Origin of the sequence: Streptomyces flavotricini, from assembly GCF_020639365.1 — a bacterium.
Classification (GTDB): Bacteria; Actinomycetota; Actinomycetes; order Streptomycetales; family Streptomycetaceae; genus Streptomyces; species Streptomyces flavotricini.
The window spans coordinates 5275050-5288322 of the sequence record NZ_JAINUL010000001.1; the positions used below are offsets into that span (position 1 = coordinate 5275050).

Consider the following 13273-nt stretch of genomic DNA (forward strand, 5'->3'; position numbering starts at 1 on the left):
TTCCGGCGACATGCGGTGCCTTCACCTGCGATTAACTGGAAGTTCGTATTCCGCGACCCGTGAAAGTGGGGTGAAACGGCCCGGAAACCCTGAAAACACAGAATTAGAACGACACTCTAACGCTCTGTTGAAGTCAGGTCCGGCCCGCGTACGGGCCGCACGGGATCCGTCCGGACCCCCATCGGCCCCCGCTCAGGCCCCGCTCAGGCTCCGTTCGAGCCCGTCCCGAGCCATCCGGCCAGCTTGCCGCCCCGGGCCACCGCCCGCAGCCGGGCCTCCGCCGCGTCCCGTACCGGATCCGTGGCCACCACGAGCAGCTCGTCCCCGCGCCGCAGCACCGTGGACGGCAGCGGTACGAAGCTCTTCGCGTCCCGGACCACCAGCGTCACCGAAGCCCCCGGCGGCAGCCGCAGCTCGCTCACCTCGACGCCGTGCATCCGCGAGGCCTCCGGAATGGCGAAGGACAGCAGGTGCCCGCGCAGCTTCTCCAGCGGCGCCGACTCGATCCCCAGGTCGGCGGCGGCCGCGTCGGAGTCGCCGAGCTCCAGCTTGCGCGCGAGCCAGGGCAGGGTCGGGCCCTGGACCAGGGTGTAGACGACGACCAGCACGAAGACGATGTTGAAGACGCGGTCGCTGCCCTCGATCCCGGTCACCATCGGGATGGTCGCCAGGATGATGGGCACGGCGCCGCGCAGCCCCGCCCACGACATCAGGGCCTGCTCCTGCCACGGGATCCGGAACGGCAGCAGGCTGACGAAGACCTCCAGGGGTCGCGCCACCATGGTCAGCACCAGCCCGATGACCACGGCCGGCCAGAAGTCGTGCACGAGCTCGTGCGGGGTCACCAGCAGGCCCAGCAGCACGAACATGCCGATCTGGGCGATCCAGCCGAGCCCGTCCGCGAACCCCCGGGTCGCCGGCCAGTGCGGGAGCTTCGCGTTGCCGAGGACCATGGCGGCCAGGTAGACGGCGAGGAAGCCGGAGCCGTGCGCGATCGCGCCGGCCGCGTACGCCGACACCGCGATCGCCATCACGGCGATCGGGTAGAGGCCGGAGGCGGGCAGGGCCACGTGCCGCAGGCCGTACGCCCCCAGGAAGCCCACGGACAGGCCGATCGCGACGCCGATCAGCAGCTCAAGGGCGATCTTGCCGACGAGGACGTACCACTGGTCCACGGGTCCGACGGTCGCGAAGGCGACGACCAGGATGACGACGGGGGCGTCGTTGAAACCCGACTCGGCCTCCAGCACACCGGTGATCCGGGAGGGCAGCGGGACCTTGCGCAGGACGGAGAAGACGGCCGCGGCGTCGGTCGAGGAGACGACGGCGCCGATCAGCAGGGCCTGCCGCCAGTCCAGCCCGACCAGGTAGTGCGCGCCCGCGGCCGTGACGCCGACGCTGATCGCGACGCCGACCAGCGACAGCACGATCGCGGCCGGCAGGGCCGGTTTGATCTGTTTCCACTTGGTGCCCAGACCGCCCTCGGCGAGGATCACGACGAGCGCGGCGTAGCCGATGACCTGGGTCAGCTCGGCATTGTCGAATACGACGTTGCCTATCCCGTCCTGGCCTATCGCTATGCCTATGCCGAGGTAGATGAGCAGGCTGGGGAGGCCGCTGCGTGAAGAGATGCGTACCGCCGCGACGGCGACGAGCAGCACGAGCGAGCAGACCAGCAGGAGCTCATTGAGCGTGTGGACGGTCAGTGGGCGGCCCTTTCCTCAAGTTGCCCGGCGGAACGTTCCTCCAGGCGACAAGTCCGGCAAGATCGGCAGGTACTTCGTTACCTTACCTAATATTTGACGCGCCCTTTACGCGATACCCACATTGTGAAACGCCTGTTCGGCCCTGTCCTCGTCACCTCGACCCCTGGCGGATCAACGCACCCGGTGCTGCGCCTATGGTTGCTCCCAGCACTCCCAGGACCACCCTGCCCCTCTAAGGACAGCGATGCCCGCCAACGAAACCGCTCCTCCCGTCAAGAAGAGGGGACGACGCGCCCGTCTGATCGTGCTCGTGCTGGTCCTGGCGCTCCTCACGGGCTTCGGGTACGGGACGTACTGGAGCATGGACAACGTCCGTGCCTCGTTCCCCCAGGCCACCGGCACCCTCAAGGTCCCCGGCCTGACCGGGACCGTCGAGGTCAAGCGCGACTCCCACGGCATTCCCCAGCTCTACGCCGACAACGACGACGACCTCTTCCGCGCGCAGGGCTTCGTCCACGCCCAGGACCGCTTCTGGGAGATGGACGTCCGCCGCCACATGACCTCCGGCCGGCTCTCCGAGATGTTCGGGCCCGACCAGGTCGAGACCGACGCCTTCCTGCGCACGCTCGGCTGGCGCCAGGTCGCTCAGGCCGAGTACGACACGAAGCTGTCGGCCGAGACGAAGAAGTACCTGCAGGCCTACGCCGACGGGGTCAACGCGTACCTGAAGGGGAAGTCGGGCAAGGACCTCTCCGTCGAGCACGCCGCCCTCAAGCTCAGCGACGACTACCGGCCCGAGCAGTGGACGCCCGTGGACTCGGTGGCCTGGCTCAAGGCGATGGCCTGGGACCTGCGCGGCAACATGCAGGACGAGATCGACCGTGCGCTGATGTCCAACAAGCTCACGCAGGCGCAGATCGACGAGCTCTACCCGCCGTACCCCTTCGACCGGAACAAGCCGATCGTCGACGCGGGCAAGATCGAGGGCGGGAAGTACGCCCCCCAGGGCGCGGCCGCGGGCTCCGCCGGCGGGGGCTCCGGCAAGGGCTCCGGCGGCGGCACCACCGGTTCCCAGGGCTCGGCCACCGGCTCGCAGGCCTCGGCCAACGGTTCGCCGTCCACGCCCACCGGCCTCGCGGACGACACCACCGCCCAGGGCGCCACCGTGGGCCTGCGCACCTCGCTGACCTCCCTCGCCAAGACCCTGGACAAGGTCCCCGCGATCCTCGGCCCCAACGGCAGCGGCATCGGCTCGAACTCCTGGGTCGTCTCCGGCCAGTACACGACCACCGGCAAGCCGCTGCTCGCGAACGACCCGCACCTGTCCCCGCAGCTGCCCTCGGTCTGGTACCAGATGGGCCTGCACTGCCGCACGGTCTCCAACCAGTGCAAGTACGACGTCGCCGGCTACACCTTCTCCGGCATGCCCGGCGTGGTCATCGGCCACAACGCCGACATCGCCTGGGGCATGACCAACCTCGGCGCCGACGTCACCGACCTCTACCTGGAGCAGGTCAAGCCCGAGGGCTACGTCTACGACAACAAGGTGGTCCCCTTCACGACCCGTGAAGAGGTCATCAAGATCGCGGGCGGCAAGAGCAAGAAGATCACCGTCCGCACCACCAACAACGGTCCGCTGATCTCCGACCGCAGCGACGAGCTCGGTACGGTCGGCAGCCGGGCGCCCGTCTCCACCTCGGCCCCCGACCGCGGCAACGGCTACGCCGTCGCCCTGCGCTGGACCGCACTGGACCCCGGCAAGTCGATGGACGCGGTCTTCGGCCTCAACCGGGCCAAGGACTTCGCGGGCTTCCGCGCCGCCGCCCGCGACTTCGAGGTGCCGTCGCAGAACCTGATCTACGCCGACAACAAGGGCCTCGCCGGCAACATCGGCTACCAGGCCCCGGGCCGCATCCCGATCCGCGGCGCCGGCGACGGCCGCATGCCGGCCCCGGGCTGGGACTCCAAGTACGCCTGGAAGGGCGGCAAGGACGGCAACGCGGGCTACATCCCGCAGGACGAGATGCCGTACGACTACAACCCGGCGCGCGGCTACATCGTCACCGCGAACCAGGCGGTCGTGGAGAGCGGCACCGGCGCGGGCAAGTACCCGTACGTCCTGACCACCGACTGGGGCTACGGCGCCCGCAGTCAGCGGATCAACGACCTCATCGAGGCGAAGACCAAGGACAACGGCAAGATCTCCACCGACGACATGCGCACCATGCAGATGGACAACAGCAGCGAGATCGCCGCGCTGCTGACCCCGATGCTGGCCAAGATCGAGGTCTCGGACCCGGACGTGCGCTCCGCGCAGAAGCTGCTGGAGGGCTGGAACTACACCCAGGAGCCCGACTCGGCGGCGGCCGCGTACTTCAACGCGGTCTGGCGCAACATCCTCAAGCTGTCCTTCGGCGACAAGATGCCGAAGGAGCTGCGGATCGAGGGCAGCTGCATGAACGTCCAGGAGGAGAGCAGCGGTCCGGTCGACGACCTGGCCAAGACGGTCCGCGAGTGCGGTGCGCGCGAATCCGACTCGGCGCAGCCGGACGGCGGCGACCGCTGGTTCGAGGTGGTCCGCCGCCTGGTCAAGGACGAGAAGTCGGCCTGGTGGCAGACGCCGGCCGCCCGCAACCAGCCGGCGACCACCACCCGCGACCAGCTGTTCGCCCGGGCCATGAAGGACGCCCGCTGGGAGCTGACCGCCAAGCTCGGCAAGGACCAGTCCACCTGGAGCTGGGGCCGCCTGCACCAGCTGACGCTGAAGAACCAGACCATCGGCACCGCGGGCCCGGGCTTCATGCAGTGGCTCCTCAACCGCGGCCCGTGGAACCTGGGCGGCGGCGAGGCCACCGTGAACGCGACCGGCTGGAACGCCTCCAGCGGGTACGGGGTGACCTGGGTCCCGTCGATGCGGATGGTCGTGAACCTCAACGACCTGGACAAGTCGCGCTGGATCAATCTGACCGGCGCCTCGGGCCACGCGTACCACGACAACTACACGGACCAGACCACGATGTGGGCCAAGGGCGAGCTGCTGGAATGGCCCTTCGGCAAGGAGGCCGTGGACAAGGCGACGACGGAGACCCTGACGCTCAAGCCGTGAGCGGCCCCCGTGCCGTGAATCTGACCACCCCCGACGGGGTGGCCACCGCTTGAACGGGGTGGTCGTGCGGTTCCTCCGGGACCCGCGCGACCACCTCTTCGTCGTAGAGGAGCACGACCAGCGCGGGATGCGCCCCGGCGCGCGCCAGGCGCGCCAGCACCCGGTCGTACGAGCCCCCGCCGCGCCCCAGGCGCATGCCGCGCCCGTCCACGGCCAGCCCGGGCAGCAGGACGGCGTCGGCGGCCGTGACCGCGTCCGGCCCGAGCCGGGGCCCGGCCGGCTCCAGCAGCCGCATCTTCCCGGGGTGCGCGGCCTCGGCGAGACTGCCCGGACCTTCGTACGCGGCCCAGTCGAGGTCGTTGTCGGTCAGCAGGACGGGAAGCAGCACCCGCTTCCCGGCCGCGCGCAGGGCGTCCAGCAGATCGCGGGTGCCGGGTTCGGAGCCGACGGAGACGTACGCGGCCACCGTCCGCGCACCGGCCAGCTCGGGCAGTCCACAGGCGGAGCGGGAGAGCGCGCGGGCCGACGTACGCAGGAATTCGGGGGGCAGGGCCCGGCGGGCGGCGAGGAGCTCCCGGCGCAGCGCGGCCTTTTCGGACGGGTCGGACGGGTCGGACGGGTTCGGCGGTTTCTCTACCACAGCTGACTCTGAATTCCTTTCAAATCGGGGCAATGTCGGAGCTATTAACCGGAATCAAGCCCGGAGCGGTCCGCGTGACCCACTATCGTTCTGCCCATGACTCAGTTGCACCCTGTGATCAAGAAGGCCGTGATCCCGGCCGCAGGTCTCGGCACCCGCTTCCTTCCGGCGACGAAGGCGACGCCCAAGGAAATGCTCCCGGTCGTGGACAAGCCGGCCATCCAGTACGTGGTCGAGGAGGCCGTGTCGGCCGGCCTGGACGACGTCCTCATGATCACAGGACGTAACAAGCGTGCGCTCGAAGACCACTTCGACCGCAACTACGAGCTGGAATCGGCCCTCATCGCCAAGGGCGACGACGACCGCCTGAAGAAGGTTCAGGAGTCCAGCGACCTGGCCGCCATGCACTACGTCCGCCAGGGCGACCCGCGCGGCCTCGGCCACGCCGTCCTGTGCGCCGAGCCGCACGTCGGCGACGAGCCCTTCGCCGTCCTCCTCGGCGACGACCTGATCGACCCGCGCGACCCGCTGCTGCGCCAGATGACCGACGTGCACGCCCGCACCGGCGGCACGGTCATCGCGCTCATGGAGGTCGACCCCGCCAACGTCCACCTGTACGGCTGCGCCGCCGTCGAGGCCACCGACGAGGATGACGTCGTCCGGATCACCGGGCTCGTCGAGAAGCCCGACCCGGCGGACGCGCCCAGCAATTACGCGGTCATCGGACGGTACGTCCTCCACCCCGCGATCTTCGACATACTGCGGGAGACCGAGCCGGGCCGCGGCGGGGAGATCCAGCTCACCGACGGCCTGCAGAAGCTGGCCGCCGACGAGAGCGTGGGCGGCCCGGTGCACGGCGTGGTCTTCCGGGGCCGCCGCTACGACACCGGGGACCGCGGGGACTACCTGCGGGCCATCGTCCGCCTCGCGTGCGAGCGTGAGGACCTGGGCCCGGAGTTCCGCACCTGGCTTCACCGTTACGTCACGGAGGAGATGTAGCACTTTGAGCAGCCGCGCACCGCAGGACACCGGCCACGCCGCCCAGCGTCTGTGGTCGGTCGACGAGCACCTCGCGGACGTCCTCGCCGCGATCCGGCCGTTGGAGCCCATCGAGCTCCAGCTGCTCGACGCCCAGGGCTGTGTCCTGGTCGAGGACGTCACCGTGCCCGTCGCGCTCCCGCCCTTCGACAACAGCTCCATGGACGGCTACGCCGTCCGCACGGCCGATGTCCAGGGCGCGAGCGAGGAGTTCCCCGCGGTGCTGACGGTGATCGGGGACGTGGCGGCGGGCAGCGCCGAGCTGCCCGCCGTCGGCCCCGGCCAGGCCGCCCGCATCATGACCGGCGCCCCGCTGCCGCCGGGCGCGGAAGCCGTCGTGCCGGTCGAGTGGACCGACGGCGGCACGGGCGGCGGGGCCGCCTCCGGGATGACCCCGGCCAGCGCCGCGCCCGAGGGCTCGGGCGGCGAGGTACGGGTCCACCGCGCGGCCGAGGCCCGCGCGCACGTGCGCGCGCGCGGCAGCGACGTCCAGGCCGGGGACCTCGCGCTGGCCGCGGGCACCGTGCTCGGCCCGCCGCAGATCGCGCTGCTCGCCGCCATCGGGCGGGGCACCGTACGGGTGCGGCCGCGCCCGCGCGTGGTCGTACTGTCCACCGGCAGCGAGCTGGTCCAGCCGGGCGAGTCGCTGGCCGCGGGGACGATCTACGACTCGAACAGCTTCGCGCTGGCCGCGGCCGCGCGCGACGCCGGGGCGATCGCCTACCGGGTCGGGGCCGTGGCCGACGACGCCGAGACCTTGCGCTCCACCATCGAGGACCAGCTGATCCGGGCCGACCTGCTGGTCACGACGGGCGGGGTGAGCGTCGGCGCGTACGACGTGGTCAAGGAGGCGCTGACCTCGGTGGGCCGTGCGGACGAGGAGGCCGACGGCGGGCGGATGGACTTCCGCAAGCTCGCCATGCAGCCCGGCAAGCCGCAGGGCTTCGGCACGATCGGCCCCGACCACACCCCCCTGCTGGCCCTGCCCGGCAACCCGGTGTCCTCGTACGTCTCCTTCGAGCTCTTCGTGCGTCCCGCGATCCGCGCGCTCATGGGCCTGGCGGACGTCAGCCGGCCCAGCGTGCGGGCCGTCCTGGAAGCGGACAAGGCGCTGGGCTCCCCGGCCGGCCGCCGCCAGTTCCTGCGCGGCAAGTACGACGCGCAGGCCGGCACGGTCAGCCCGGTCGGCGGATCGGGCTCCCACCTGATCGCGGCACTGGCCCACGCGGACTCCCTGATGGTCGTACCGGAGGACGTCACCTCGGTGGAGCCGGGGGACGAGCTCGAAGTGGTCCTGCTCGGCTGAAGTACGGCCGGTGCGGGTAGCGTGTTGCACCACACAGGCCCTTGCGGGGCCCGGAGCGGGAGCGGCACGAACCTATGAGCACGCACAGCAGGCTGACGCACATCGACGAGGCCGGCGCGGCCCGGATGGTGGACGTCTCGGAAAAGGACGTCACGACGCGGACGGCACGGGCCAGCGGGCGCGTGCTCGTCTCCGCGCGGGTGATCGAGCTGCTGCGCGGTGAGGGCGTGCCCAAGGGTGACGCCCTCGCCACCGCGCGGATCGCCGGGATCATGGGCGCGAAGAAGACCCCCGACCTGATCCCGCTCTGCCACCCGCTCGCCGTCTCCGGGGTGAAGGTGGACCTGTCGGTCGCCGACGACGCCGTCGAGATCCTCGCCACCGTCAAGACGACCGACCGCACGGGCGTCGAGATGGAGGCCCTGACGGCCGTCGCGGTCGCCGGGCTCACCGTGATCGACATGGTGAAGGCCGTCGACAAGGGCGCCGTCATCACGGACGTCCGGGTGGAGGAGAAGACCGGCGGCAAGTCCGGCGACTGGAGCCGCGCGTGAACGCCCCGCGCGGCGGCGACGCCTTCAGCCACGTGCCCGCGGCGGCCGGGTCGTCCGGGGCCGCCCCCGCGGCCGGGCCGGACGAGGCCGGGCCCTCCCGGGAATCCGGGCGCGCCCCGCGCGGGCTCGTGGTCACCGCCTCGAACCGCGCCTCGGCGGGCGTGTACGCCGACCGGGGCGGTCCGCTGCTGGCCGAGGGCCTGGAGCAGCTGGGCTTCGCGGTGGACGGCCCGCGGGTCGTCCCCGACGGCGACCCGGTCGAGCAGGCGCTGCGCGAAGGGGTGGCCGCCGGGTACGACGTCATCCTGACCACCGGCGGCACCGGCATCTCGCCGACCGACCGCACCCCGGACGCCACGGCGCGGGTGCTGGACTACGAGGTCCCGGGCATCCCGCAGGCCATCCGCGCCGAGGGCCTGGTGAAGGTGCCGACCGCGGCCCTGTCCCGGGGGCTGGCGGGAGTGGCCGGGCGCACCCTGATCGTGAACCTGCCGGGCTCGACGGGCGGGGTGCGCGACGGACTGGCCGTCCTGGCCCGGATCCTGCCGCACGCCGTGGACCAGATCCGGGGCGGCGACCACCCCAGACCGGCGGAGCCTTCCGGGAGCGCGAGCTGAACGGACCTACCTGGCCGGTGGTGCTCACCGACGGCGACGTCACGCTCCGGCCGATAAAACTGCGGGACCAAGACGCGTGGCGCGAGGTCAACCGGCGCAACCGCGACTGGCTCCGGCCGTGGGAGGCGACGATTCCGCCGCCCGCGCCCTGGGGGCCGGTGATCCACCGGCCGACGTACCGCCAGATGGTCCGCCACCTGCGGGCCGAGGCGAACGCGGGGCGGATGCTGCCGTTCGTCATCGAGTACCGCGGGCGCCTCGTCGGCCAGCTGACGGTCGCCGGGATCACCTGGGGCTCGATGTGCGCGGGCCACGTCGGCTACTGGGTGGACCGCGAGGTGGCGGGCCGGGGCGTGATGCCGACGGCCGTCGCGCTCGCCGTGGACCACTGCTTCGCGAAGGTCGGGCTGCACCGGATCGAGGTCTGCATCCGCCCGGAGAACGGGCCGAGCCGGCGGGTCGTGGAGAAGCTGGGCTTCCGCGAGGAGGGACTGCGGCCGCGCTACCTCCACATCGACGGCGCGTGGCGCGACCACCTCGTGTACGCGCTGACGGCGGAGGAGGTCCCGGAGGGGCTGCTGCGCCGCTGGCACCGCGCCCGCGCATAAACGAATAACTGTTCGAATTAATGGGGGGCGGAGCCGATTCGCCCATAACCTGATCCGAAGAATCACAAAAAAAGTCCGTGATATCAGCCGGTTCGCGCGACACACCGGCCCAATTGGCGGATCCGCCCGGCCGCGCCCCTCTACGGTGTGAGGTGTGAGCAGCAGCGGCCTCATCTACGCAGTCATTGTCGGGGCCTGGGCCGCCTACTTGGTGCCCATGTGGCTCCGGAGGCAGGACGAGCTGAACGAAGCCCGTCCGACGGAACGCTTCTCCACTGCCATTCGGCTGCTTTCCGGCCGGGCGGGAATGGAGCGCCGTTACGCCAAGGGGCTGCGTGAACGCGGCGACCAGGAGGCCGGCCCCGAGCACCGCGCGGACCCGGACGCCGCGACGGAAACGGTGAATTCCGTGGACGCCGACGCCCGGGCCGTCGCCGTACCCCCGACCAGGGCGGAGCCGAGGTCGGCCGTGGCGGAGCGGCACCGGCGCGAGCAGCGCCTCCAGGTGCTCGCGCGTCGCCGCCGTACCACCGCGCTCCTCTTCCTGGTCTTCACGCTGGGTGCGGTCGTCGCCGCGGTCGGCGGCCTGGGCTACCTCTGGGCGCCCGCCGTGCCGGCCCTGCTGCTGAGCGCGTACATCGTGCACCTGCGGGTCCAGGAGCGGCGCCGCTACGAGTTCACGATGGACCGGCGGCGCGCGGAAGCCGCCGCCCGGCAGCTGCGCGAGAACCGCCCGCGCCGGCGCGAGCCGGAGGCGGCCGCCTCCGGATCCGAACCGGACCCCGCGCCACCGGTCTCCCCGCAGGAGGCCGGACGGCGCGCGCTGGTCGAGCAGACCGACCACGCGGAGTGGGTGGACCAGCAGCGCGAGCGCGAACGCGGCCCCGCCCGCGGTGACAGCTGGGAGCCGGTCCCGGTCCCGCTGCCGACGTACGTGACGGCCCCGGTCGCCCCGCGCGCCACCGGTCCGGTGACCCCGGACGCCTGGAGCGCGACCCGCTCCAGCACGGCCGAGCCGACCGACCCCCGACTGCGCGCCCAGCCCTCGCCGGCGGCGAAGCCCGAGGCGAAGCCGGACCAGAAGGCCCACCCGAACGCCCGCCCGCGCGGCCAGGGCCGCGGCCGCACGCCGCTGTTCGACCAGTACGAGAGCGACGACCGCCCCCGCGCCGCGAACGAGTGACCGGACCTGCGCGGACGCTCCCCGGTATCGGTTTTGGAGCACCGGCGCGGGGGTGCTAATGTTTCACACGTCGCAAGGGCCTGTGGCGCAGTCTGGTAGCGCACCTCGTTCGCATCGAGGGGGTCTGGGGTTCAAATCCCCACAGGTCCACAAACGACAGTTCGCGGGTAGCTCCCGAGAACGTCATGAGATCCCGTCAGGTCGAAAGACCGGACGGGATCTCGGCGTTTGCGGGCTCCCGCGCAGCAGGCGCATTCGATCCCGTCCGGCCGGAAGGCCGGGCGGGATCCGTCCGTTCCTGAGCCGGTCGGCTCAGGAGGAGCGCAGGGGCTTGGCCATGCAGCGGCTGGAGTCGTACGCGCGGTAGTGGCCGAACTTCTCGGCGAGCGTGTAGCCCGAGGAGAAGTAGAGGGCTATCGCCTCCGGTTGCCGGTCTCCCGTCTCCAGCACCATGCGGGTGCGGCCCGCGGTGCGGGCGTCGGCTTCCAGTTCCGCCAGGATGCGGCGGGCCAGACCCAGGCCCCGGGCCTCGGGGACCACGTACATGCGCTTGAGCTCGGCGTCGCCGTCCGAGTAGCCCTCGTCGTTCTCGTCCTGGCTGCGCCAGCCGCCGCTGGCCACGGGTGCGCCCGAGGCGTCGTACGCCAGCAGGTACAGGCCCTTCGGCGGGGCGAACATCGCCGGGTCGAGGGGTGTGACATCGCCCTCACCGCCGTAGAGCACCTGGTATCGCAACTGGACCTGGTCGTTGAGTTTGAGCGCGTCCGGGTGGTCGTACGGCACGACGCGGAGCTCTATCCCGTGAGACATCAGAACATCGTACGGAACGCTCCCGTTATGGTGCGGGGATGCTCACTGTGACCTCCGTGAATGTGAATGGGATCCGCGCAGCCGCCAAGAAGGGCTTCTCCCCGTGGCTGGCCGGGTCGGACGCCGACGTGGTCTGCCTGCAGGAGGTGCGGGCCGAGGAGGGGCAGATCCCGGACGAGGTCCGCAAGCCCGACGGGTGGCACACCGTGTTCGCACCGGCCGCCGCCAAGGGGCGGGCCGGGGTGGCGCTCTACACGCGCCGCGAGCCCGACCGGGTGCAGGTGGGATTCGGGAGCGAGGAGTTCGACACGAGCGGGCGCTACCTGGAGGTGGATCTTCCGGGCGTCACCGTCGCCAGCCTCTACCTGCCCTCCGGCGAGGCCGGGACCGAGAAGCAGGACGAGAAGTACCGGTTCATGGGGGAGTTCCTGCCCTACCTCGAGGCGCTGAAGGTGCGCGCCGCCGCCGACGGGCGCGAGGTCGTCGTCTGCGGCGACTGGAACATCTGCCACAACGAGGTCGACCTCAAGAACTGGAAGACCAACCGGAAGAACGCCGGCTTCCTGCCCGAGGAGCGGGAGTGGCTCGGGGAGGTGTACGGCACCGCCGGGTACGTGGACGTCGTGCGCAGCCTGCACCCCGACGCCGAGGGGCCGTACTCCTGGTGGTCCTACCGCGGGCGGGCCTTCGACAACGACGCCGGCTGGCGCATCGACCTCCAGGTCGCGACCCCGGGGCTGGCCGCCAAGGCCGTGAAGGCGTTCGTCGAGCGGGCCGAGACGCACCCCGAGCGCTGGTCCGACCACGCGCCCGTGACGGTGGTCTACGAACTCGGGTCCTGAACCCCGGACGGGGCCGCCGAAGGGGCTGAAGGGGCCGCGGGCGGGGTCGCGGACGCGGTTGCGGAGGCCAGGAGGCGGTCCATCGCCATGGTGAGCTCCGCCTCCACCACGCTCTTCGCGAGGGGGCGCAGCCGCGGCAGCGCCTCCTCCGTCAGATGGGCCGAGATCAGCTCAGTGAACAGGGCGGCCATCGCGTCCGCGTGCTCGCGGACCCGGCGGCCCGTCTCCAGCACCGCCGCGAGCGGGACGCCTTCGCGGACCAGCGCCGAGGAGACGTCCAGCAGGCGGCGGCTGACGTGCACGATCGCGTCGCCGTCGGTGGCGAGGTAGCCGAGGTCCAGGGAGGCCGCCAGGTTCTCCGGGGTGACCTCGCCCTCGAAGTAGTCGGCGAGGGCCTCGGGCGTCAGGCGCACCGGGGTCTCCTCGGACCAGCCGATGCCGAGCAGTTCGCCGAGCTGGCCGACGTCGCGCCCGTTCTCGAAGGCGGCGGTCAGCTCGGCGATGCCGCCGAGGGTGTGGCCGCGCTCCAGCAGGGCGGCGATGGTGCGCAGCCGGGCCAGGTGGTGCTCGTCGTACCAGGCGATCCGGCCCTCGCGGCGCGGCGGCGGGAGGAGCTTGCGCTCGCGGTAGAAGCGCAGGGTGCGGACGGGGATGCCGGCCGCCTCGGCCAGTTCCTCCGTACGGTATTCACGCACTGTCGTCCCCGCTTCCGTGTCTTCCACAGGCGCAGCCTATGGCGTACCGACAGTAACTTTCCGGGCGCGACCTCTACCCATGAGTACGGAGCTGCTCTAGTCTCCCGATTGTGCCAGTGATTGCTGGCAGTGTTGCGCTGTGGGGCTGCGGAAGGCGGCGGGCATGAG

Annotated in this window: 12 protein-coding genes and 1 tRNA gene; 9 read left to right on the forward strand and 4 right to left on the reverse strand. The window is 71.5% G+C overall.

The window, feature by feature from the left end; all coding sequences use genetic code 11:
* Positions 1–203: 203 nt before the first annotated feature.
* On the reverse strand, positions 204–1661 hold the full coding sequence (locus K7B10_RS24020) for a potassium/proton antiporter (RefSeq protein ID WP_229338989.1): 1458 nt from the start codon (positions 1659–1661) through the stop codon (positions 204–206).
* A gap of 289 nt (positions 1662–1950) precedes the next feature.
* Here K7B10_RS24020 and K7B10_RS24025 point away from each other — a divergent pair, with 289 nt between their 5' ends.
* Positions 1951–4812: a penicillin acylase family protein gene (locus tag K7B10_RS24025; RefSeq protein ID WP_229338991.1), complete on the forward strand. Its 2862-nt coding sequence runs from the start codon at positions 1951–1953 to the stop codon at positions 4810–4812.
* Here the strand turns inward: K7B10_RS24025 and K7B10_RS24030 are convergent.
* Complete coding sequence (locus K7B10_RS24030; protein ID WP_229338993.1) at positions 4802–5452, reverse strand: 5-formyltetrahydrofolate cyclo-ligase; 651 nt, start codon at positions 5450–5452, stop codon at positions 4802–4804. The genes K7B10_RS24025 and K7B10_RS24030 overlap by 11 nt on opposite strands.
* A 96-nt stretch (positions 5453–5548) precedes the next feature.
* On the opposite strand from K7B10_RS24030, the gene galU reads away from it, so the two are divergent.
* The 7 genes from galU to K7B10_RS24065 all read left to right on the forward strand — a co-directional run bounded on the left by galU (position 5549) and on the right by K7B10_RS24065 (position 10908).
* Positions 5549–6451 carry a UTP--glucose-1-phosphate uridylyltransferase GalU gene (galU, locus tag K7B10_RS24035; RefSeq protein ID WP_229338995.1) on the forward strand — a complete coding sequence of 301 codons (903 nt, stop codon included), beginning with the start codon at positions 5549–5551 and terminating at the stop codon, positions 6449–6451.
* A gap of 4 nt (positions 6452–6455) precedes the next feature.
* Positions 6456–7796, forward strand: coding sequence for a molybdotransferase-like divisome protein Glp (glp, locus tag K7B10_RS24040; protein ID WP_229338997.1), 1341 nt, complete (start codon positions 6456–6458; stop codon positions 7794–7796).
* A 74-nt stretch (positions 7797–7870) separates the two neighbouring features.
* Positions 7871–8350, forward strand: a complete 480-nt coding sequence (moaC, locus tag K7B10_RS24045; protein ID WP_030865714.1) for a cyclic pyranopterin monophosphate synthase MoaC — start codon at positions 7871–7873, stop codon at positions 8348–8350.
* A 128-nt stretch (positions 8351–8478) separates the two neighbouring features.
* The gene (locus K7B10_RS24050) at positions 8479–8967 is read left to right on the forward strand and encodes a MogA/MoaB family molybdenum cofactor biosynthesis protein (protein WP_229345333.1); all 489 of its coding nucleotides are present in this window, start codon (positions 8479–8481) and stop codon (positions 8965–8967) included.
* Between the two features lie 17 nt (positions 8968–8984).
* Positions 8985–9575, forward strand: a complete 591-nt coding sequence (locus K7B10_RS24055) for a GNAT family N-acetyltransferase (protein ID WP_229338998.1) — start codon at positions 8985–8987, stop codon at positions 9573–9575.
* A 154-nt stretch (positions 9576–9729) separates the two neighbouring features.
* The gene (sepX, locus tag K7B10_RS24060) at positions 9730–10758 is read left to right on the forward strand and encodes a divisome protein SepX/GlpR (protein ID WP_229339000.1); all 1029 of its coding nucleotides are present in this window, start codon (positions 9730–9732) and stop codon (positions 10756–10758) included.
* A 76-nt stretch (positions 10759–10834) separates the two neighbouring features.
* Positions 10835–10908: transfer RNA gene (locus K7B10_RS24065), tRNA-Ala, on the forward strand.
* 162 nt (positions 10909–11070) lie between these two features.
* On the opposite strand, the gene K7B10_RS24070 is transcribed toward K7B10_RS24065, so the two are convergent.
* Positions 11071–11568, reverse strand: a complete 498-nt coding sequence (locus K7B10_RS24070; protein ID WP_229339002.1) for a GNAT family N-acetyltransferase — start codon at positions 11566–11568, stop codon at positions 11071–11073.
* 38 nt (positions 11569–11606) lie between these two features.
* Here K7B10_RS24070 and K7B10_RS24075 point away from each other — a divergent pair, with 38 nt between their 5' ends.
* Positions 11607–12410: an exodeoxyribonuclease III gene (locus tag K7B10_RS24075; protein ID WP_229339004.1), complete on the forward strand. Its 804-nt coding sequence runs from the start codon at positions 11607–11609 to the stop codon at positions 12408–12410.
* On the opposite strand, the gene K7B10_RS24080 is transcribed toward K7B10_RS24075, so the two are convergent.
* A complete protein-coding gene (locus tag K7B10_RS24080; RefSeq protein ID WP_229339006.1) occupies positions 12392–13132 on the reverse strand; it encodes a MerR family transcriptional regulator in 741 nt (246 codons plus the stop codon). The two genes, K7B10_RS24075 and K7B10_RS24080, sit on opposite strands and share 19 nt — an antisense overlap.
* Positions 13133–13273: the final 141 nt, after the last annotated feature.